The sequence below is a fragment of the uncultured Planococcus sp. genome (genome assembly GCF_947501725.1).
In the GTDB taxonomy this organism is placed as follows: domain Bacteria; phylum Bacillota; class Bacilli; order Bacillales_A; family Planococcaceae; genus Planococcus; species Planococcus donghaensis_C.
Genome location: NZ_CANMXD010000008.1, coordinates 42,524 through 64,054 on the forward strand (window position 1 = coordinate 42,524; position 21,531 = coordinate 64,054).

General features: G+C 47.0%; 23 protein-coding genes. 2 read left to right on the forward strand and 21 right to left on the reverse strand.

Annotated features, from left to right (window positions below; genetic code table 11):
* Positions 1–3: 3 nt before the first annotated feature.
* From Q0785_RS12625 to lepA, 11 genes are all read right to left on the reverse strand, one after another.
* Positions 4–1,329 carry a nodulation protein NfeD gene (locus tag Q0785_RS12625; protein WP_298830264.1) on the reverse strand — a complete coding sequence of 442 codons (1,326 nt, stop codon included), beginning with the start codon at positions 1,327–1,329 and terminating at the stop codon, positions 4–6.
* Between the two features lie 342 nt (positions 1,330–1,671).
* Entirely contained in the window at positions 1,672–1,845 is a 174-nt protein-coding gene (rpsU, locus tag Q0785_RS12630; RefSeq protein ID WP_006828698.1) for a 30S ribosomal protein S21, read from the reverse strand.
* 95 nt (positions 1,846–1,940) lie between these two features.
* Positions 1,941–2,609, reverse strand: coding sequence for a deoxyribose-phosphate aldolase (deoC, locus tag Q0785_RS12635; RefSeq protein WP_298830286.1), 669 nt, complete (start codon positions 2,607–2,609; stop codon positions 1,941–1,943).
* Between the two features lie 123 nt (positions 2,610–2,732).
* On the reverse strand, positions 2,733–3,473 hold the full coding sequence (locus Q0785_RS12640; protein ID WP_298830288.1) for a 16S rRNA (uracil(1498)-N(3))-methyltransferase: 741 nt from the start codon (positions 3,471–3,473) through the stop codon (positions 2,733–2,735).
* A gap of 12 nt (positions 3,474–3,485) precedes the next feature.
* Entirely contained in the window at positions 3,486–4,427 is a 942-nt protein-coding gene (gene prmA / locus Q0785_RS12645) for a 50S ribosomal protein L11 methyltransferase (protein ID WP_298830290.1), read from the reverse strand.
* 129 nt (positions 4,428–4,556) lie between these two features.
* Complete coding sequence (gene dnaJ, locus Q0785_RS12650; RefSeq protein WP_298830292.1) at positions 4,557–5,675, reverse strand: molecular chaperone DnaJ; 1,119 nt, start codon at positions 5,673–5,675, stop codon at positions 4,557–4,559.
* Positions 5,676–5,784: 109 nt separating this feature from the next.
* Positions 5,785–7,611, reverse strand: coding sequence for a molecular chaperone DnaK (dnaK, locus tag Q0785_RS12655; protein ID WP_298830294.1), 1,827 nt, complete (start codon positions 7,609–7,611; stop codon positions 5,785–5,787).
* A 21-nt stretch (positions 7,612–7,632) separates the two neighbouring features.
* Positions 7,633–8,247: a nucleotide exchange factor GrpE gene (gene grpE, locus Q0785_RS12660; protein ID WP_298830295.1), complete on the reverse strand. Its 615-nt coding sequence runs from the start codon at positions 8,245–8,247 to the stop codon at positions 7,633–7,635.
* Positions 8,248–8,264: 17 nt separating this feature from the next.
* Entirely contained in the window at positions 8,265–9,299 is a 1,035-nt protein-coding gene (hrcA, locus tag Q0785_RS12665; RefSeq protein ID WP_223638037.1) for a heat-inducible transcriptional repressor HrcA, read from the reverse strand.
* A 90-nt stretch (positions 9,300–9,389) separates the two neighbouring features.
* Positions 9,390–10,529 carry a radical SAM family heme chaperone HemW gene (gene hemW, locus Q0785_RS12670; RefSeq protein WP_298830297.1) on the reverse strand — a complete coding sequence of 380 codons (1,140 nt, stop codon included), beginning with the start codon at positions 10,527–10,529 and terminating at the stop codon, positions 9,390–9,392.
* Between the two features lie 59 nt (positions 10,530–10,588).
* Positions 10,589–12,418, reverse strand: a complete 1,830-nt coding sequence (gene lepA, locus Q0785_RS12675) for a translation elongation factor 4 (protein WP_223638042.1) — start codon at positions 12,416–12,418, stop codon at positions 10,589–10,591.
* 216 nt (positions 12,419–12,634) lie between these two features.
* On the opposite strand from lepA, the gene rpsT reads away from it, so the two are divergent.
* On the forward strand, positions 12,635–12,883 hold the full coding sequence (gene rpsT / locus Q0785_RS12680) for a 30S ribosomal protein S20 (protein ID WP_223638044.1): 249 nt from the start codon (positions 12,635–12,637) through the stop codon (positions 12,881–12,883).
* Positions 12,884–12,934: 51 nt separating this feature from the next.
* Here rpsT and holA read toward each other — a convergent pair whose 3' ends face one another.
* Complete coding sequence (gene holA, locus Q0785_RS12685; protein WP_298830301.1) at positions 12,935–13,963, reverse strand: DNA polymerase III subunit delta; 1,029 nt, start codon at positions 13,961–13,963, stop codon at positions 12,935–12,937.
* Between the two features lie 157 nt (positions 13,964–14,120).
* Here holA and Q0785_RS12690 point away from each other — a divergent pair, with 157 nt between their 5' ends.
* Entirely contained in the window at positions 14,121–14,255 is a 135-nt protein-coding gene (locus Q0785_RS12690) for a YqzM family protein (protein ID WP_008431587.1), read from the forward strand.
* 281 nt (positions 14,256–14,536) lie between these two features.
* Here Q0785_RS12690 and Q0785_RS12695 read toward each other — a convergent pair whose 3' ends face one another.
* The 9 genes from Q0785_RS12695 to aroE all read right to left on the reverse strand — a co-directional run bounded on the left by Q0785_RS12695 (position 14,537) and on the right by aroE (position 21,525).
* Entirely contained in the window at positions 14,537–16,705 is a 2,169-nt protein-coding gene (locus Q0785_RS12695; protein WP_298830306.1) for a DNA internalization-related competence protein ComEC/Rec2, read from the reverse strand.
* Positions 16,706–16,809: 104 nt separating this feature from the next.
* Positions 16,810–17,382: a ComE operon protein 2 gene (locus tag Q0785_RS12700; protein WP_223638053.1), complete on the reverse strand. Its 573-nt coding sequence runs from the start codon at positions 17,380–17,382 to the stop codon at positions 16,810–16,812.
* 81 nt (positions 17,383–17,463) lie between these two features.
* On the reverse strand, positions 17,464–18,054 hold the full coding sequence (locus Q0785_RS12705) for a helix-hairpin-helix domain-containing protein (RefSeq protein ID WP_298830308.1): 591 nt from the start codon (positions 18,052–18,054) through the stop codon (positions 17,464–17,466).
* A gap of 175 nt (positions 18,055–18,229) precedes the next feature.
* Complete coding sequence (locus Q0785_RS12710; RefSeq protein ID WP_298830310.1) at positions 18,230–18,952, reverse strand: class I SAM-dependent methyltransferase; 723 nt, start codon at positions 18,950–18,952, stop codon at positions 18,230–18,232.
* Positions 18,949–19,287, reverse strand: a complete 339-nt coding sequence (rsfS, locus tag Q0785_RS12715; RefSeq protein WP_223638063.1) for a ribosome silencing factor — start codon at positions 19,285–19,287, stop codon at positions 18,949–18,951. Before rsfS ends, Q0785_RS12710 begins: the two co-directional genes overlap by 4 nt.
* Positions 19,284–19,859: a bis(5'-nucleosyl)-tetraphosphatase (symmetrical) YqeK gene (yqeK, locus tag Q0785_RS12720; protein WP_298830312.1), complete on the reverse strand. Its 576-nt coding sequence runs from the start codon at positions 19,857–19,859 to the stop codon at positions 19,284–19,286. The genes rsfS and yqeK overlap by 4 nt, the downstream gene beginning before the upstream one ends.
* Complete coding sequence (locus Q0785_RS12725) at positions 19,828–20,415, reverse strand: nicotinate-nucleotide adenylyltransferase (RefSeq protein WP_298830314.1); 588 nt, start codon at positions 20,413–20,415, stop codon at positions 19,828–19,830. The genes yqeK and Q0785_RS12725 overlap by 32 nt, the downstream gene beginning before the upstream one ends.
* Positions 20,412–20,711: a ribosome assembly RNA-binding protein YhbY gene (gene yhbY, locus Q0785_RS12730; RefSeq protein ID WP_298830316.1), complete on the reverse strand. Its 300-nt coding sequence runs from the start codon at positions 20,709–20,711 to the stop codon at positions 20,412–20,414. The genes Q0785_RS12725 and yhbY overlap by 4 nt, the downstream gene beginning before the upstream one ends.
* Positions 20,698–21,525 carry a shikimate dehydrogenase gene (aroE, locus tag Q0785_RS12735; RefSeq protein WP_298830318.1) on the reverse strand — a complete coding sequence of 276 codons (828 nt, stop codon included), beginning with the start codon at positions 21,523–21,525 and terminating at the stop codon, positions 20,698–20,700. Before aroE ends, yhbY begins: the two co-directional genes overlap by 14 nt.
* Positions 21,526–21,531: the final 6 nt, after the last annotated feature.

Genomic DNA, 21,531 nt, shown 5'->3' on the forward strand with positions numbered 1-21,531 from the left:
CTCTTATTCCTCCTCTTGTTTTTCAAGTTCGCGAACAACAATTCGTGAACCTTCTACCTTGATTATCTTAACATCCTTCCCATTGTCGATAAACCTGCCTTCAGAGACAGCGTCGATGCGTTCGTCATCCAGCCGGATGGTACCGGATGGACGAAGTGCCGTCACTGAATGAGCAATCTTACCGACAAGTTCCGGGCGATTTGTAGTCGATACGTAGCCATGCTCCGTATCGGTGGCATCAGTCAAGATAATCCGTTTGAACAAATCAAGCCGTTTACCAAAGAATTTCACTACAATCACCATCCCCACTGTTGCTACTATCATTGCAATTAGTACTGCTATGGCGGTGGTCTTCAGGTCTCCTCCCGCCAAAAGAATGCTGCCGAGAATGGCAGCAATTCCCAGGAATCCGGCGACACCGCCTGGAATGATGAACTCCGCCACCAAAAGCCCGAACCCGATAACCAAGAGAATGATGGATTCGTAGCCAGCTAAGCCCGCCACCAGATGGCCATAAAAGAACAGCAGCAAAAAGGACAGGCCGATGAGTCCCGGAATACCGACACCCGGTGTAAACAGTTCAAGCAGCAAACCTAACCCCGCAAAAGATAAGAGGATCGGCACGACGATCGGGTTGGTCAGAAAACGGGCCAGACTTTCCGAAAAAGTCTCATTGATCGTCACTACAGCGGCATCTTCAAAGCCCTTTAAAACAAGCAATTCGTCCAGGGAAGCTACAGTTCCTTCCGAGTAGCCCACCTGCTCGGCTTCTGTTGCACCGAGAGTCAATAGTTCCCCTTCAGCCAAGCCCAGTTCAGGCAGGCTGATTGAGGCATCTGCCATAGCCAATGCATACTCGGGATTACGGTCTGCTGTCTCAGCTGCGCTTCTCATAGAAGCCAGCCAAGCACTGTTCGCCTTATCAGCAGCCGCATTTCCAGACATGTCGATCACCTGTGCCGCTCCAATGCGGCCGTTTGGATGCATGTAAATTTCATCATTGTGCAAAGCCAGGAATGCACCTGCTGAAAGGGCATCCCGGTTGATGAAAGCCAATGTATCCAGTGAAGTTTTGTTTAACAGGCGGGCAATGCCATCTGCCGCGTCCACAAAACCACCGGGTGTATCTATTTCAAATATAATGGCTTCGGCTCCAGCGTCTTCCGCTTCTTCAATGCCCCGTTCGATAAAAGCCTGCAGTCCTCTTTCGACTTCATCTTCGATCGGTATGACATACACTGTCGAAGTGTCAGCCTGGATAGCCGGGAGCATGAGCAGAAACGATAACAGTAAAAGTCCAAAACCAATAAAGACTTTGACTCTGCTCAATGGGATCTCTCCTTTCGCATTACAAATTTACTGTTTGTATATATACGGATGAACAGGAATAAAGTTTCAACTTTCTGTTCCAGATGGATGGAGCATATCAACTTGAGGAGAAAGCTGTCATGGCAGTAAAGGCATGGTGGGTTTAATGAGTGCCAGCTTGATAAAAGCATGCCCAATTCCACTTACCCTATATAATTCCATTATAAAGGAAAGCATCTTGAATAACGAAAGAATGCGCTTACAAATGTGACAAATAGAAAAACCATCGACACGTTGAACATGTCGATGGTTTAAGCTGGTCGTTCATATTTTTTAAAAGTCGATTATACTTCTTAAAGTCAATTAAAATTTACGTTTACGCGCAGCTTCTGATTTTAATTTACGTTTCACGCTCGGCTTATCATAATACTCGCGCTTTCTTACCTCTTGCATTGTTCCAGATTTAGAAACAGTGCGTTTGAAGCGGCGAAGAGCATCTTCAATCGATTCGTTTTTACGAACTGTAGTTTTTGACATCTCTTTTTCCCTCCCTCCGAACACACGTTGAAGCGAAGAACAACAAGTGTTATATACTCAGAAATTATACCGTATCCCCTAAAAAAGGTCAATAGTTAATAATCGGAATCTGAAGTTAGTCCCTGCATGATTTTCACGCCAGAGCTTGCTCCGATGCGTGTAGCTCCCGCTTCGATCATCGCTTCAACATCTTCCAGGCTGCGTACGCCGCCGGAAGCTTTAACTCCCAACTCAGGACCGACTGTCCGGCGCATCAATTTAACGTCCTCTACAGTAGCTCCTCCCGTTGAGAAGCCCGTAGAAGTTTTTACGAAGTCAGCTCCCGCTTCTTTGGACAAGCGTGAAGCAGTGGCTTTTTCGTCGTCAGTCAACAGGCAGGTTTCAAGGATCACTTTTACGATCGCTTTGCCTTTTGCCGCATTGACAACAGCTTCGATATCTTTTTTTACATGGTCGGTATTGCCGCTTTTCAATGCGCCGACGTTCAGGACCATATCAATTTCACCGGCGCCTTTTGAAATAGCGTCAGTGGTTTCAAATGCTTTTGTTTCAGGAGTTGATGCTCCTAACGGAAATCCGATGACGGTGCATACTTTCACTCCGCTGCCGGCAAGCTCGGCTGCTGCTGTTTCAACCCATGTCGGATTTACACATACAGACGCGAACTTGAATTGAGCCGCTTCTTTACACAATTGAACGACCTGGATTTCTGTCGACTCGGGCTTCAATAACGTATGGTCAATATATGATGCGATGTTTGTCATGATTTAAAATCCCCATTCTATTAAAAAGTCATATTGTCTATCAGGCAATCTCCCCCAACCGGGAAATGTCACTGCAGCTCAGTACCCAATAATTTTGATGATGTCCGGAACAAACCCTCAGCTCTATTCGAATTCGCAGGAAATGGCTGCCAATGCATACAAAGGCGCCGTTTCTGTCCGCAGAATACGGGGGCCGAGAGAAGTGAAGATGGCTCCAGCGCTTTTCAGTGCCGCCACTTCCTTTTCAGAAATTCCACCTTCCGGACCAAAAACGATCAGGACTGAATCTTTATCATACATTGATTTCAAAATTTCGGCAAACCGCGTTCTGTCGCCTTCCCGCGCCTCTTCTTCATAGGCCACGATAATTGTGTCATAGGAAGAAGAAGCTTTGGCCAGCAATTGCTGGAAGCTATGGACACCATGTATTTCAGGAACATGTGTCCGATGCGACTGCTCCGCTGCTTCCTTGGCGATTTTTTGGAGCCGTCCGATCTTTTTCTCACTTTTGGAACTATCCCATTTTACGATGGAACGCTCTGCCGAAAATGGCAGCAGGGCATACATCCCGAGCTCAGTCGCTTTCTGGGTGATTAAATCCAGCTTGTCGCCTTTCGGCAATCCACAGGCGATCGTCACTTTTTTCGGCAGCTCCACCTGGGTTTCCAGTATTTCGCCCAGCTCTACTTCCACATCAAAGTCAGCTGCCACTATCTTTGCAAGATAGGCATCGCCTTCCATGACCGCAATCAAGTAGTCACCGGCTGTTTGGCGCATAACTTTGGCGATGTGCTTTGCATCATCGCCGGTTATCGCCACTATTCGATTTTCAGGAATCTTGCCTTCTATAAAATATCGCTGCATCGTGGCACCCCGTTATTCAGGTTTTTTTGAAATGATCGTCACCCAGTCTTCCATCATCATGACGTCTTCAATGACAAACCCGGAAGCTTCAAGAGCGTTTTTTACATCATTCTTTTTCGCTGCTATGATGCCTGAAGTGATGTAGCGGCCACCTGGCTTAACGATGCCGAATGCGTCATCAGTAAATGACATGATGACTTCCGCCAGAATATTGGCGACGACCACATCACCCGGCTGATCTATTTTATCGACCAGATTGCCTTCTTCCACCGTTACAATGTCTTGGACTTTATTCAGCTTGACATTGATGCCTGCTGCTTTCACAGCAATTTCATCCAAATCCAGCGCAAAAACTTCTTTGGCGGACAGCAATGCCGCTCCGATTGCCAATACACCTGATCCCGTACCGATATCGATGACACGGTCGTGCGGCTGTACAATCTTCTCCAACGCCTGGAGGCTCATGACAGTGGTCGGATGGGTTCCTGTCCCGAACGCCATTCCCGGATCCAATTCGATGATCAATTCATCACTCGACACCGGATTATACGTTTCCCACGTCGGAACAATCGTGAAGCGTTTGGAAATTTTCACGGGATGGTAGTATTTTTTCCAGGATGTTGCCCATTCCTCTTCGTTCACTTCGCTGATGGTCACTTCGTTCTTGCCCAGGTTGATGTCGAATGCAACCAGGTTGTTGATCGCCGACTTGATGGCTTCTATCGTCTCGCCCAGGAAACTGTTGACCGGCAAATAAGCTTTCAGAACAACTCCATCTACTGGAAAGTCTTCCGGATCCAGCGAATAGATCTCGCCGAAGCGATCTTCTCTTTCTTTCGTCAAGTCTTCTGAATCCTCAATGACTACACCACTTGCTCCTGCTTCGTGCATAATGTTGGAAACCGCTTCAATCGCTTCATTTGTCGTATGGATCGCAAGTTCTGACCATTTCAATTCTGCCCAGCTCCTTTTCGCTTCTACAGTCAGTAAGACTCCTGCTTTACGCAAGAGTCTTCTGTCTGCAAAATTTGAATTGCTTTAACTCACCACGAACAATGAACTCTTCATCCTTTACAGCTCTAATCATTCACCTTTAATGGTGCGTTTGATCTTTTCAAAAAGAGAGCTGCTGTGTTCTTCAGGGATATCTCCACTGATTTCTGCGAATTCACGCAGTAGCTGCTTTTGTTTTTCGCTCAGTTTTGTCTGTGTTTTGATGCGGACAATGACGTGTTGATCACCGGTTCCGTAACCATGTACATTTTTGACGCCTTTGCCTTTTAAGCGGAAACGCGCTCCACTTTGTGTACCAGCTGGAATCTTCAATTTCACTTTACCGGAAATGGTCGGTACTTCAATCTCGTCACCCAAAGCAGCCTGTGGATAGGTGATTGAAATATCCAGGTAAATGTCATCGCCTTCCCGCTGGAATTGTTTATGCGGTCTTACGCGGAAAACGACATACAGGTCTCCTGCAGGGCCCCCGTTGACACCCGGCGCGCCTTGGCCTGTAACACGCAATTGCTGGCCATCGTCGACACCCGCTGGAATGGTGACTTTGATTTTTTTGACTTTGCGCACTTTTCCTTCGCCGTGGCAAGTTGTACATTTCTCTTCAATGATCTGACCGGTTCCTTCACAATGCTGGCAGGCGCGACGGTTGACCATACGGCCAAAAGGCGTGTCCTGTGTAACATTCATCTGGCCGGAGCCTTCACAATACGGACATGTTTTCTTCTTGGTTCCAGGCTTAGCTCCAGAACCATCACACGTGTCGCATGTCTCATCTTTCGGAATTTCAACTTCCGATTCTTTGCCGAATACGGCATCCATGAAATCGATGGTCATCGAGTATTGCAGATCATCGCCTTTACGTGGAGCATTCGGGTCACGGCGTCTCGAACCGCCGCCAAAGAAGGTGCTGAAGATATCGTCGAAACCGAAACCATCGGCGCCGCTGAATCCGCCGCCAAAGCCCTGATTCGGATCCTGATGGCCATATTGATCGTACTGCGCACGTTTCTGCTCATCGCTCAATACTTCATAGGCTTCTTTTACTTCCTGAAATTTTTCGGAAGCATCGGCTTCTTTATTGATATCCGGATGGAATTTTTTCGATAAAGTCCGGTAAGCTTTTCTGATCTCTTCTTTAGAAGCGGACTTGGATACGCCAAGTACTTCATAATAATCTCGCTTATTCATAAGTCACTCTCCCTCTAGCAATCAACTGTAATTGTACACGGTTTAAATCACTGTTGCAAAAACATTGAAAAAGCCAAAGCATGTTGCTTTGCTTTGACTTTTCAAGGTCTTACTTTTTATCATCGTTTACTTCTTCGAATTCAGCGTCAACTACATCGTCGTTGCCTGGGGCTGCGCCTTCTTCTTGTCCGGCTTGCTGAGCTGCTGCTGCCTGCTCATAAGCTTTCATCGAAAGGCCTTGAAGAATTTCCTGAAGTTTGTCTTTCTTCTCACGGATATCTTCAATATTGTCCGACTCCAATGCCGCTTTCAGTTCGTCGCGTGCATCTTCCGCCTGTTTTTTCTCTTCTTCAGAAACAACTTCACCAAGATCAGTGATTGTTTTGTCAGTTGTGAAGACAGCTTGGTCCGCTTCGTTGCGAAGTTCCACTTCTTCTTTCACTTTCGCATCCGCTTCTGCATTTTCTTCCGCTTCCTTGATCATGCGTTCGATCTCGTCGTCAGTCAATGAAGTGTTGGATTGAATTGTGATGGTCTGCTCTTTTTGTGTTCCAAGATCTTTCGCTTTAACGCTGACGATACCGTTTTTGTCGATATCGAAGCTTACTTCGATCTGTGGCACGCCGCGCGGTGCTGGCGGGATATCAGCCAATTGGAAACGGCCAAGCGTTTTGTTGGCTGCTGCCATCGGGCGCTCCCCTTGCAATACATGAATATCTACAGCTGGCTGGTTGTCAGCGGCAGTTGAGAATGTCTGTGATTTCGAAGTCGGGATCGTTGTGTTGCGCTCGATCAATTTCGTGAACACGCCGCCCATTGTTTCAATACCAAGTGATAATGGTGTTACGTCCAATAGTACAACGTCTTTAACATCACCAGTCAAAACACCGCCCTGGACTGCAGCACCCATTGCTACAACTTCATCCGGGTTAACGCCTTTATGCGGATCTTTTCCTGTCTCTTTCTTGACCGCTTCCTGTACAGCCGGGATACGTGTAGAACCACCGACAAGGATGACACGGTCAAGTTCAGAAGCTGAAACCCCTGCATCTTTTAATGCCTGGCGAGTTGGCCCCATTGTGCGTTCAACCAATGAAGAAGTCAATTCATCGAATTTAGCACGGCTCATTGTAACTTCCAAGTGAAGCGGTCCGGCTTCTCCTGCAGTGATGAACGGTAATGAGATTTGAGTTGAAGAAACGCCTGAAAGGTCTTTTTTCGCTTTTTCAGCAGCATCTTTCAAGCGCTGAGTAGCCATTTTATCTTTCGACAAATCGATGCCGTTTTCTTTCTTGAATTCCTGCACCAAATAATCGATGACCAATTTATCAAAATCATCGCCGCCCAGACGGTTATCGCCGGCAGTGGATTTTACTTCGAAAACGCCATCGCCAAGCTCAAGGATCGATACGTCGAACGTACCGCCGCCAAGGTCATAGACAAGAACCGTTTCATCTTTGTCCATTTTATCCAAGCCGTATGCAAGTGCTGCTGCAGTCGGCTCGTTGATGATCCGTTCCACTTCAAGGCCTGCGATGCGTCCAGCGTCTTTCGTTGCCTGGCGCGCTGCGTCATTGAAATAAGCAGGAACTGTGATAACCGCTTTTGTTACTTTTTCGCCAAGATATTCTTCAGCGTACCCTTTGATGTATTGAAGAATCATTGCAGAAACTTCCTGAGGCGTGTATTCCTTGCCTTCAGCTGTCACTTTTTCCTGTGTACCCATCAATCGTTTTACAGACTGGATGGTGTTCGGGTTCGTGATCGACTGGCGTTTTGCCACTTCGCCGACTTGGCGTTCACCGTTTTTGAAAGCTACAACAGAAGGTGTTGTACGGTTGCCCTCTGGGTTTGGAATGATTTTTGGTTCGCCGCCTTCTAGAATTGCGACTGCTGAGTTTGTTGTACCTAAGTCAATACCGATAATTTTGCTCATTAAGAATTCCTCCAATAATTTTTATTCGTTTACTTTCACCATTGCCGGACGAAGTACTCGCCCTTTCAGGACATAGCCTTTTTGCAATTCCTGCAGAACAGTTCCTGCTTCAGCTGAATCATCTTTTTCCTGCATGACCGCTTGGTGGAAATTCGGATCGAATGGTTCCCCCACAGCTTTGATTTCTTCCAGGCCTTCCCGGTTCACTGCTTCGATCAGGGATTTTTGCACCATCTCGACGCCTTTCAATAGGGAAGCGGATTCTTCACTGGTGGTTTGGAGCGATAATGCGCGCTCGAAATTGTCCAGTACCGGCAGGATATCCGACAGCAAGGATTGCGAGCGGAACTTATTGGCCATTTCTTTGTCTATTTGAGTACGCCGTTTGAAATTATCATAATCGGCCAATAGGCGCAAATATTTGTTTTGCTCTGCTTCAAGCTGTTTGCGAAGTTCTTCAGTTTCGTCAACTGTTTCTTCTTGTTCCTGATCAGCAGTAAGGTCGATTTCCGGAGTTTCCGAGTCAGCGAATTCCGCTTGCTCTTCCGTAACCGTTTCAGTGACAGGCTCTTTCGCAGCCATATCTTCAGCTACTTCTTGTTCTTCGGTTTTTAATGGTTCCTTTTTTTTAGACAAATCTATTCCTCCTTTGTTCACGTTCCTTTGAATATACGGGTCAGCTCTTTCGACAAATCGCCGCTCAATAGATCCAATATGGACACGATGCGTTTATAATCCATCCGTTTCGGACCGACTATAGCGATCGAACCCGTCTGTTCTTCTCCGATATCATACGACACCGTAATGACACTGCAGTCTTCCATTGCCGACAGCGTGTTTTCCGAGCCGATTCGAATGTGGAGGCCTTGGCTTCCTACTGGCAGGATCATCGGAATGTGCTTGGCTTCTTCCATAACATCCATCAAATCCCTGATCTTTTGAAGATCGTGGAAATCCGGCTGTTTCAGGATGTTGAGCTTTCCGCCGTAATAGATGTTTTCATCATCATGCGGCAGTAAAACCGCTTGTCTGAACGTATGGAACAGTTCGCCATAACGTTCTACATGCTGCTTTAAAATCGTCAAGGTCTCTTGTTCGAGCCGCAGATGCAGATTGTTCAGCGATACCCCGACCAGCCGTTCGTTGAGGATATTCGCCATTTTTTCTATATCCGACGGGTTGAGCCCAGGCGGAATGGAAAATACCCGATTTTCCACATGACCCGAATCGGTTACGATAATCGCAACCGCCGCGTCCTGCGTCAATGGCACGATCGACAATTTCTTGACGATGTGCCTGCGCACATCAGGACCCAGTAAAATGGACGTGTAATTGGTCAATTCCGAAAGGATCATTGCAGAGCGTTTAATGACTTCTTCAGTCTCTGTCAGTTTTTCTTCGAAAATTGAGCGCAATTGCACGATGTCCTGCTGCGGCAACGGTCTTGGCGTCAACAGATGGTCGACGTAATAGCGATACCCTTTTTCGGAAGGAATGCGTCCGGAAGACGTATGTGTTTTTTCCAAAAAGCCCATCCCTTCCAAATCCGCCATTTCATTGCGGATCGTCGCCGGACTGAAAGGGATTTCGGGTTTCTTGGAGAGTTGGTTCGATCCCACCGGCTGAGCTGATTGAATATAATCATCTACTGTCACCTTTAAGATGAGCAGTTGCCGTTCTGTTAACATGATCATCACCTCTGTTAGCACTCTAAGTACCCGAGTGCTAATACTACATTTAAATTAACAAATATAATGAGCGATGTCAACGGAAGAGCTTTATGCCAATAAAAATTGTTCAAAAACTTCGTTGCCGACGAAGCGGCCTTTTCTGGTCAGACGGATAAAGTCACCGGCAATCTCCAGATTTTTCTTGGCGATTTCTTTTTCCAATATAGCGCCATATACGTCCTGTATCGGTTTTTCGAATTTCTCTTGGAAATGCAGCAAGGAAACGCCGGACGTTTTCCGGAGACCCAAAAACATCTCTTCTTCCATCTTTTCATGGACCGGCACTTCATGGGTATTGAGGATCGGCCGTTCGCCTCTATCCAGCGGTTCCATGTATTTCTTCAACGGACCGGCATTCGAATAACGGACGCCATCCACGTAGCCATGGGCACCGGCACCGACGCCGATGTATTCGACATTGTCCCAATACAATAAATTATGGTGCGACTCATGCCCTGGACGCGCAAAGTTTGAGATTTCGTATTGCTTCAACCCCCGTTTGTCCATTTCATTCATCAGCTTTTCATACATATCAGCTTCCAGATCTTCCGTTACGGTATTGAGTTTGCCTTTGGTCATCAAATTATAGAAAACCGTCTTCGGTTCAATAATCAACGAATACGCAGAAAAATGCGGCAAGTCGAAAGCGAATGCCTGCTCGAGCGTGTCGTCCCATTGCTGCATGCTCTGCCCAGGCAAGCCATACATCAAATCAAAGCTCAAATTCTCGAAGCCGACCAAACGGGCTGAATCGACCGCGCGTTTGACGTCTGAATTGCTGTGCGTCCGGCCAAGCCGTTTCAACAGATCTTCATCGAATGATTGGACGCCCATGCTTAAGCGATTGACGCCTCCGTCAAACAACACCTGCATCTTCTCTTTGGTCAGTTCATCGGGATTGGCTTCTGAGGTCCATTCGAGGTCGGCAGCCATCGGCACATAGCGATGGATATAGCCAAGCAGCTTCTCCAATTGGGCAGGTGTCAGGGACGTTGGTGTACCGCCTCCAAGGAAGATCGTTTCCAGCGGCTTATCGAGTGCTCCCTGTTGTTTCCATAAAGCCAATTCTTTGCCTACTGAATCGATGTAGGCATCCACTGGCTGGTCTTTGAAAAAGACTTTATTGAAATCGCAGTAAAAACAGATTTGGTGGCAGAATGGAATATGGATATACAATCCTTTTACCATTTTATTTCCTCTTTTCTAATAAGAAAAGGAGGCTGAAATTCCCGCCTCCTTTTTTTCGTTTATTTTGATTGGTCGTCCATTTTCAGGATCGCCATGAATGCTTCTTGGGGAACTTCAACAGATCCGACCTGCTTCATGCGCTTCTTACCTTCTTTTTGCTTATCAAGAAGTTTCCGCTTACGGGAAATGTCTCCCCCGTAACATTTGGCCAGGACGTTTTTACGCATGGCGCTGATGGTCTGGCGCGCAACGATCTTTTGACCGATAGCGGCTTGGATCGGTACTTCAAACTGCTGGCGCGGAATCAAGTTCTTCAATTTATCGACGATGACTTTGCCGCGTTCATAGGCGAAGTCACGGTGAACGATGAAACTGAGAGCATCGACCTGCTCCGAATTAAGCAGAATATCCATCTTCACGAGTTTTGACTCTTTATAGCCGATCAACTCATAATCGAAAGAGGCGTATCCTTTTGTGCCGGATTTTAATTGATCGAAGAAATCGTAGACAATCTCCGCCAGCGGCAACTCATAAATGATGCTGACACGTGAATTATCCAGATAATCCATCGTCAGGAAATTTCCGCGTTTTTTCTGGCATATTTCCATAACAGCACCGACATAATCATTCGGTACCATGATCGTTGCTTTGACATAAGGTTCTTCTACATAATCGATTTTTTGTGCATCGGGCATCATGGCCGGGTTATCGATTTTAAGAACTTCTTCATCTGTCATATGGACATTGTAGATAACACTTGGTGCAGTGGTGATCAGGTCGATATTAAACTCGCGTTCAATCCGCTCCTGAATAATTTCCATATGCAATAAACCAAGGAAACCACAGCGATAGCCGAAGCCCAGTGCCTGGGAAGATTCCGGTTCAAACTGAAGTGCCGCATCATTCAATTCCAGTTTTTCGAGTGCGTCACGCAAGTCATTGTATTTAGACGTATCAATTGGATAAAGTCCGCAATAAACCATCGGGTTCAAACGGCGGTATCCTGGCAATGCTTCCGATGCCGGTTTTCTTGCATGAGTGATGGTATCACCCACCGGTGCATCACCCACATTTTTGATGGCAGCCGTCAGGAATCCTACATCTCCAACCGTCAATTCTTCCCGGAGCGTGGCTCTCGGTGTGAACACTCCTGCTTCGATAACTTCAAACTCTTTATCGCTAGACATCATTTTGATTGTGTCGCCAGGCTTGACCGTTCCTTCAACAATACGGATATACGAAACGATTCCACGATACGGATCATAAAGCGAGTCGAAAATCATGGCTTTTAACGGCGCACTCGGGTCACCTGTAGGTGCTGGTATTTTTTCGACGATTTGTTCAAGGATCTCTTCGATCCCAATACCCGCTTTCGCCGAAGCAAGAACGGCTTCAGAGGCATCCAGTCCGATAACTTCTTCCACTTCCTGCCGTACACGCTCAGGATCGGCAGCAGGCAAATCGATTTTATTGATGACCGGCAAAATTTCAAGGTCATTATCCAAGGCTAAATAAACATTCGCCAATGTTTGGGCTTCTATGCCCTGTGCAGCATCAACGACCAAAACGGCGCCTTCACAGGCAGCAAGGCTGCGTGAGACTTCGTAAGTGAAATCGACGTGTCCGGGTGTGTCTATCAAATGCATGATATACGTTTCGCCGTCTTTTGCTGTGTAATTTAATTGGACAGCGTTTAATTTGATCGTGATGCCGCGTTCACGTTCCAAATCCATAGAATCAAGCAGCTGCTCTTTCATTTCCCTAGACGTAAGGGCGTTTGTTCTTTCCAGTATACGGTCGGCAAGCGTAGATTTCCCGTGATCGATATGGGCGATGATCGAAAAATTACGTATTTTGCTTTGACGCGCTAATCTCTGTTCTTGGTTCATGGTCCACACTCCTATACAAACTACTATGAATTATAGCAGTACAGCACCCATTGAGCAATGAAAGCCCCAGAATTCATTTCACTGTCAAGGAAAACTTCTTTGCATGTATCTATTGCATTCTTTCCGTCGATTTGATAAAATAACTCATGTTGTATAGAGACATTAAAGAGTTGGGATAATTTCCTCTCTTTCTTATTTGTCTAGGAGGTGAAAGATATGCCAAACATTAAATCTGCAATCAAACGTGTGCGCACGAACGAAACTAAAAACGCTCAAAACTCACATGTGAAATCAGCAATGCGTTCATCTGTTAAGAAAGCTGAAACTGCTTTGACTAACAAAGACGATAACGCTAGCGATTCTGTTAAAGCGGCGATTAGACAGGTAGAAAAAGCTGCTTCTAAAGGCTTGATCCACAGAAACACTGCATCCCGTAAAAAAGCTCGCTTGATGAAACAAGCGTAAAACCTTAAAAAAGCCGGTTCCTTTAGAGGAACCGGCTTTTTTCTATTCTTTTCAGCGTTTCATCTGTCCCGCACGCTTCATGATAAAGAATTCGAGGATGCGGTCACGGTTGCCGCTGACTGTTTTCAGCTGCAGGTCGATCGCCGCCAAATCGCCGAGCACCTGCAATAGGCGCTTCTCGGAAATCTGCTGGCGTTTTTCCACCAGCAGCTTGACCCGGTAAGGATGGGCTTTCAATTGCTTGGAAATCTGCTGGGCATGATAGCCCTTTTTCTGCAGATAATAGACTTGAATCATAAATCGGATCTGCGAGGCCAGCAATGCCGTCAGCGCGACGGGCTCTTCCTTTTGCCGCAGCAAATCATAATAGACGCTGAGCGCCCCGCTGACGTCTCCATCCAAATAGGACTGCAGCATTTTGAAGGCATCCTGTTCGAGGGTCCGCGCCGTCATCCCTTCCACAAGCTCCACTGTGATATTTCCTTCAGCTGCGCCGAGGTAAAGTGACATCTTTTCGATTTCCGAAGACAGCAGCGTCAGATTCGTGCCGGCCATCTCCATCAGCTTTTGTGCGGCCTTCAAATCGATGCCCTTGCCGAAACTTTTCGCTTCGTGCATCAGCCAACTTTCCAGGTCATTTGTCTGCAGCGACTTCGCTTCCACCAGAACCGTGTGCTGCTTCATCAGCTTGGTCACTTTTTTCCGTTCATCCAGTTTTTCATAAGGTGCCACAAAAATTGTGACTGAGCTGCCTGGCGGATGTTCCAGCCAGGCTTCCAATGCCTTCAAGTCATGATTGATTTTTTCTTTGCCGCGTTCCGCCGCTTTCAGGAACGATGCGTTCCGCGCAATGATCAGTTTGCGGTCACTGAAGAAAGGAATGGTATCCGCCTCATCGATGACATGTTCGACAGGCACTTCATCCAAATCGAAAAAAGTCAGCTCCAATTCGCCGCCATCCGTTAATTTATCTTTTAATAAATCCAAAGTTTTTTCGATAAAATAGCTTTCTGTTCCTACAATGAGATAAACAGGGTCTATTTGTCCGCTGCGTATGGATTTCCACACGGAAGTAATCATCTTATCAGCCTCCCCTCTCTCTACTATATCGGATTTTTGCCGCTTTGGGTATTTGACAGTTATGTGTCAACGCACAATTTCATCTCTTTATGTCCACTTCAATCTAGATTTTTGCGTTGTCTTCGCTTATAATTAGAAGGAATTAGGAGGGATTTCAATGAATGAATTTGAACAGAATGTACAGTCCAAACGTAACGATGCAATCGACGCGGGTATGGGCTTCGTCGTATCCTTTGGATTTTTCGCCCTTATCTTTATCATCGCTGGACTTGTACAGTTTGCAGCACGGTAATTAAATCAAAAAAGGTTCCAGGTCATCTGACCCGGAACCTTTTTTTGTCGGCCAGCTCCTTGGGTCATAAGCCAATCCAACTATACGGCAAAGAACGCCGCTTCGTTGGCCTGTCTTATGCCCGTCAGAGCTACATGGCAGCCTGCGCTTTTCTCATTGTCCAGACTCCGGCTGCCAGCTCCTTGGGTCATAAGCCAACCCAACTATGCGGCAAAGAACGCCGCTTCGTTGGTCTGTCTTATGCCCGTCAGAGCTACATGGCAGCCTGCGCTTTTCGTTAGCTAACGCATCATCTCCAGCTCCAGCTCCCCGTTTTCGTAAAGCACTCGGATGGTGCCGTTTTCTGCAGTGTTCAGCTTATCGAGCTCCAATTCAGTAAAGCGTTCCACCACTTCGGGGCTCGGATGGCCGTAGCGATTGTCTGCACCCGTTGAAAAGATCGACAGTGCCGGTTTGAGCGCTGCCAGAAATTCCTCGCTGCTGGACGTTTTGCTGCCGTGATGGCCTACTTTCAATACGGTCAATCCGGCGAGTTCGTTTCCATAAGACTCCAATAGGTCCTTCTCGCCTCCCGCTTCCAGATCTCCGGTAAATAAAACCCGGTACTCCCCGGTCTTCATCAACAAGACCAACGAATCGTTGTTGCCTTCGTACTCGGCATCCTTTGGCGATAAATAGCTGAATTGAGTCTCACCCACTGTCCAATCCGATCCCGCACCCGGAAACACCACTTCCGCTTCTGCCGTATCCGGTGCCAGCTGCACCATCAATGCGTTCGATGCGGAACCCGGAGTCAGATGCAGCTCATCGACCGGAAAAAGCCGGAAAATTTCTTCCGCCCCTTCAGCGTGGTCTGCATCCGGATGTGAAATGATAAAGATGTCGATCGACGAAATCCCACTCCCTTTCAGAAAGGGCGCCACTACTTGCCTTCCGATTTCATATGGCCTTTTTTTCTTTTTGAAAGCTTCTGTATCAAAACGCAGCAGCCCGCCGCTATCAATCAAATAGACAGCCTGCCGGTAAGGCAGTTCGACCAGCGCACTGTCTCCTTGTCCAACATCGAGAAAAGTCACCTTCAAGCGCGGATCGAGATAAGGCAAGGCCGTGAACAGAATAGCCGGCACCAATAAGATCAGTAATTGCCGAAAGTGGAATTTCCGCTCAGCCGCACAATAAAAGAAGTAGACACTGCCCATCAGCAAAAATACAGTAAAAACTCCAGGTTTCCCGGGATTCCACAGCTGATAAGGCAAATCCGCCAGCCAAACCATAAAAGCATCGATTTCACTGCGCAGCGGCTCATAAAAGTAAAAAACAAAATCAGCAGCCGGCTGGAATACCCCCGTCAGAAGGAGCAGCAGAAAATTGGCCGGCAGGATAAGCAAGGTGAACAGCGGAACAAACAGGGTATTGACCACAAATGCCGATAGCGATAGTTCATAAAAGTGGAATAGCAGCAAGGGATAGAGGGTCATCTGCGAGATGAACGTGATGACAAACCCCTTTTTCATGGATGATTGGATTCCACCCAAAAACTTCAATGAATAGATGATGCCGAACGTCGCTCCATAAGAAAGTTGAAAACCGATTTTATACAGAGCATATGGGTTCCACAGCAGGAAGAGCACCATGCTTGTTAACATAATACTTGCAATAGGAACTTTAAATCCCAACAACTTTCCAGCCAGCACCACCGACACCATGCTCACCGCTCGCCAAACCGAAGGAGCGCCCCCCGCTATCACCGCATACAGTGGCAGGACAATCAGCAATATCAGGAAAGCCGTCTCTTTTCGGACATGCAGACGCACCAAAAACATATACAAAAGTCCAGATGCAATCCCCACATGCAGTCCAGAAATGGCGAATAAATGAGAAATGCCGAGTGTTTGATGCACCCTCTGATCGTCAGGATCCATGTTTTCACGTTCACCGATCAATAGCGCTTCCGCTTCCGCAGCCAAACTTTCCGGGAAATGCGCACGGATATGAACTTTTAAGGCATCTCTTCTGCCCAATAAGCGATTGACCCATGTAGCATTCGCCTGAGCCCCGTCCATCGACTGGATCGTCAAGAGAGATGCGGCTCCATTGTGTTTCAAGTAATCGGCCATATTGAACGAATAGCGGTGCGACGGCGCTGAAGCTGCTTCTAAAACGCCGGTCACCTGAAATACCGATCCATCCACCAACTTCTCCATAAGATGCTTTTCTTCTTCTGAGTCCACACGGTACCGAGCATAAACGACGGCATCCTCTCTTATCAACGCAAACCCTCTGAGGCTGTCGCCATCGATGACTGCTCCCGGCTTGAATACCAATTCTCCAGAATATCCCCCAGAATAGTCGAACGTATCCTGGCTGCGAAAATCCTGTACCAGGTAAACGGCATAGGCAAACAACAGGATACTTGTGATGACGGCCAAACTTTCTTGTTTCCAAGCCATCCAGCAAAAAAGCAGCGCCATGAACACGAGCTGAACCGCTGTTTCATGCGCTGCATATGTGGCAAGAGCTGTCGCTGCTGCCAGATAAAGAAAGATCGTAGAGTTTAGACTTCGACTTCTCCGAATAATTGATTCACCCGTTCACTGTAATGGGCCAATTCTTCTTCGCTTCCGCCTTTTTCACGCAATTTCTCCAGAAGTTCAATATAAAGAGCTGATTTTTCAACACTTAAAAAATCGATTTTCCGCTCATCGAATACTACTTGTACCACTTCAACGCCAGCCTGTTCCAATAGTTCGATGGCGTATTCATGATTCTTGTAGTCGGTGGCATAATACAAACGGGAGATGCCGGACTGGATAATCGACTTGGTGCATTGCAGACAAGGGAAATGGCTGACATACATATCGGCTCCATTGACGCTGACGCCATACTTCGCGCATTGCAGCAATGCATTCATTTCTGCATGGATGGTCCGGACACAATGTCCATCGACGACATAACATCCTTTATCGATGCAATGGTCGCCGCCGGAAATCGATCCATTGTAGCCCCCAGCCATGATTCTGCGGTCGCGCACAATGGTGGCGCCGACAGCCAGTCGTGTACAAGTGCTTCTGAGTGCGAGCAAATGGCTTTGCGCCATGAAAAATTGGTCCCAAGTTATTCGCTTCATTTAATTGCCTCCTGCTTGTGTAGTTAAAATAAGTGTAGCAGAGGCGACGGTTTCGTCAACCGCCTTTGTTGCACATGGCGATTATTTAACGACGATGAAATCTTTTAATTGTTCAAAGGTTTTATCGCCGATACCGGTGACTTCCGTCAATTCTTCCGGTGTTTTGAAGCTACCGGCTTCCTCCCGATAGGCTAGTATAGCAGCGGCCTTGGAAGGACCGATTCCCGGCAGTTCCATCAATTCAGTTTCTGTTGCCAGATTGATGTTGATGAGGGTGCTCCCACCACTGCCTGAGGCTGTCTGCTGCGCCGCCGTCGGCAAGACGATTTCTTCACCAGCCGCCGGAACATACAGACTGGTTTCATCAACAACGATCAATGCCAGATTAATGGCGCGGCTGTCGGCTTCGGGCGTAAATCCTCCGGCAGCATCTACGGCATCCTGCATCCGCGATCCTGCGGGAAGCTCATAAACGCCAGGACTGACCACCTGGCCTTTCATATCAATCATCAGTTTGGATTCGATTACGGGATTTTCGTTTTCAGGGGGTTCTGTCTGCTGAGGGGATTCAGCGCTGATCAATTCGAGAGAAGCAGCGGGTGTTGTTTCCGCCTTTTCTTGTGGAAAGAAGAAGTAGATCATCAATAACGCAATGGCAGCAGCGGGGATCAACAGCCATGCGGGTTTTTTCTGAAGCTGGGAAGGTTTCAGCTGGCATTCCTCGTTTCTTCAGAAGGCAATTAAATGGAAGCTGTTTGAATTATATATTAATTCATCAGCTGCTGTCCATCCTTTTCGGAAAAGCAAAAAACCACCTGCAAAATGCAGATGGCTGAGTTGCTCTTTTTTATTTTTTGGCACGAAAGAAAATGCGTTCACTTTCTTCGTCCGGAGCCTGATCTGAAAAATCGGCAGTGACCGACTCTACAGTAAATCCTGCCGCTTCCAGCCATTTTGTGTACACATCAACGGAAAAGGTCCGCTGCTCATGCGTTTCTTCAAAACGCTCGAACAACCCATCCTGGCGGACAAAAAATGTCATATCGTGAACCACGCTATGTTCTGCTTCACCAGGCTCTGTATGCCAGATATAAGCGATTTCCTCCGCGTCGTAGACAAATGGGCTGTCCATGTAGACCGCATCCACTTTAAAGATGGAATGCACATCAAAGAAAAAATGGCCGCCCGGATTCAACGAAGCATAAATTTCCTTGAACGTCTGCTGGACCTGTTGTTCCGTCTGCAGATAATTCAGGGAATCGATCGCAATCGTGACAATATCAAAGCCGCCCAGGCCCTCCAGGTTGTCCATGGACAATTGAAGTACCGGAATCGACTGGTTCGCATTCTGGAAACGTTGGTTGGCGACCGTCAGCATATCTTCCGACAAGTCGCTTGCAGTCACGTCATAACCCATTTCAGCAAAAAGCTGTGACAATGTGCCGGTTCCGCACGCCACATCCAGCAATTTGCCGGACGGGGCGTGGGAAACGACCCACTCCACATACTTTTCATAAGGAATATCTTCCATCAGCCCATCATAGACTGCGGCAAATTTTCCGTATTTCATATTTCCATTTGCGGAGCTTCTCTCCACAGGCGTTCTAAATTATAGTATGAACGTTCGTCTTTGTGGAAGACATGTGCCACGACATCGCCAAGATCGACAAGGATCCAGCGTGCAGAATCAAATCCTTCGATGCTTTTCACTTCATGGCCTTCTTCATGCGCTTTATCCATGATTTCTCTGGCAATCGATTGTACCTGGCGATCGGAATTCCCTGTGCAGATGACGAAGAAATCAGCCAAAAGCGAAATCCCCTCCATATTCAAGACAACGATGTCTTCCGCTTTTTTATCTTCTGCAGCATTATAAGCTACTTGTAGTAAAGTTTCTTTAGTCATTCTTTCACTTTCCCTTTCTGTTGCACGAAGTAGTTGTAGCACTTCAGTGAATCCGGAAATACCGGTTGATTTTTCGATACTAAAAATTCGATGGAATGTTTGACCGAGGCTTCCATCATAACATCCAATCCCTGCTCTTTTAATTGTCGCAATTCTTCAACACCTGAAAATTTGCGGTTCGGTTCGATCAGATCGGCAATATAGACGACTTTTTCCAAATCAGACATCTCAGCGCGTCCGGTTGTATGGTAACGGATAGCATTCAGGACATCTTCATCTTCCACGCCAAATTCAGTTTTTGCCATATACGCGCCTACAGGTGCATGCCAAAGTTCCGCATGATAATCGAGCAATAGGGGATCCAGCTTCTCAGAGACGATGATGGACTTCATCCACTCCCGATCTGAAAATTTTGCTGCGTCATGCAGAATCGCGGCAGTTTCCGCCTTAGACTCGGATACATCAAATTCCTTGGCGAGTTCTATTGCTGTTTTCACCACACCAAGCACATGCGTAAAGCGTTTTTCAGGCAGCCGTCCCTTAACTTTCTGCAGCATTTCGTTGGAATCCATATAAGCCCTCCTCTCGGATATACGCTTCTACTTTATCAGGCACCAAAAAAGTGAGTGGCCCACCTTTAGCGGCGCGCTCCCTCAACATCGTGGATGACAGCAGCAATTCGGGTGAATCAATCATCATGACAGGATAAGGTGTTTCTGTATTATACCCCGGACGCTTGACTCCGATAAAGCGAATCAACTTCACCAATTCGTCGATGCGATACCAGGAAGGCAAACCTTCCACCATATCGCCTCCGATGATGAAGTAGAACTCCGTATCAGGTTCTTTTTCAGTCAGCCGCGTCAGTGTATCAAACGAATAGGAAACCCCGCCGCTGTCGATTTCAAAAGCTTCCAGCCGGAATTGCGGACGACCTGAAATCGCCAGTTCCGTCATCTCCAAACGCTGGTGCGCACTGGCTCCCGCCACATCCTTGTGGGGGGCAATAAAATTCGGCATAAAACGCACTTCGTCCAAACCGGCTGAATGGTACGCTTCATTGGCCATAATCAGATGGCCGAGATGAGGTGGATTGAACGTTCCGCCCAGAATCCCGACTTTTTTCATCTTTTAACCGGCAGCTCGATCTTTTTGTTGTTGACCGATTGTTTATAAAGAACCACTGTGTGGCCGATCAATTGAACCAATTGTGATTTTGTGCCTTTGGCAAGAGCTTTCGCCACTTCTTCTTTGCCATCTTCATTGTTTTGAAGAATGCTGATTTTCACCAATTCACGCTTTTCCAATGCCTCTTTGATTTGAACGAGCATGGCTTCGTTGACTCCGCCTTTGCCTACCTGGAAAATCGGATCAAGATGATGTGCTTCGCTTCTCAAAAAGCTTTTTTGTTTAGTTGTTAACATAAGTGCCTCCTAATTTTTCTGTGATCAATTTGATCATTTTTTCAGTATCCGGCTGTACGCCTGTCCATTTTTCGAATGCAATTGCACCCTGATAGACGAACATGCCGACACCATTCAATATAACGCAATTTTTTTCTTCGGCTTTCTTTAAAAAAGGTGTCTCTAGTGGAACATAGATGATATCCGCCACCAAAGTTCCCGCCTTGACCTGCTCCAGGGAGATCGGCAAAGCTTCGCCCGTCGCCAAACCGACAGATGTGGTTTGGATCAGAATCGCAAATTCCGCCAATTGTTCCTCGGATTCCTTAAGCGTTATAGCGGAACCGCCAGTTTCAGCAGCCAGCTCCTCCGCCCGGCGGAAAGTCCGGTTGGTGATCGTGACGTCACTGAAACCGGCGCGCTTCAACGCGAAAGCGATCCCTCTTGCTGCACCACCCGCTCCGATCAGCAAGACTTTAGATGCTTTATCGACAGGATGAACAAGCATGGATTGGACAAAGCCATCACCATCCGTATTGGAACCGATATACTGTTTCCCATCAAAATTCACCGTATTCACGGCATTCATCTGCATGGCACTTTCTTCCAGTTTGCCCAGAAACGGAACGATCGACTGTTTATGCGGAAGAGTGATATTAAAACCGCTCACCCCCAGCATTTTCATGGCTTCAAATGATTTTTCCAGCTGTGACGGTTCCACATGGATCGGAATATAGGCTGCATCAATGCCATGTTCACTAAACCAGGTATCGTGCATGAACGGGGATAAGGAATGGGAGATCGGATCACCGATCACCGCGTACCATTTCTTCATCTAAAA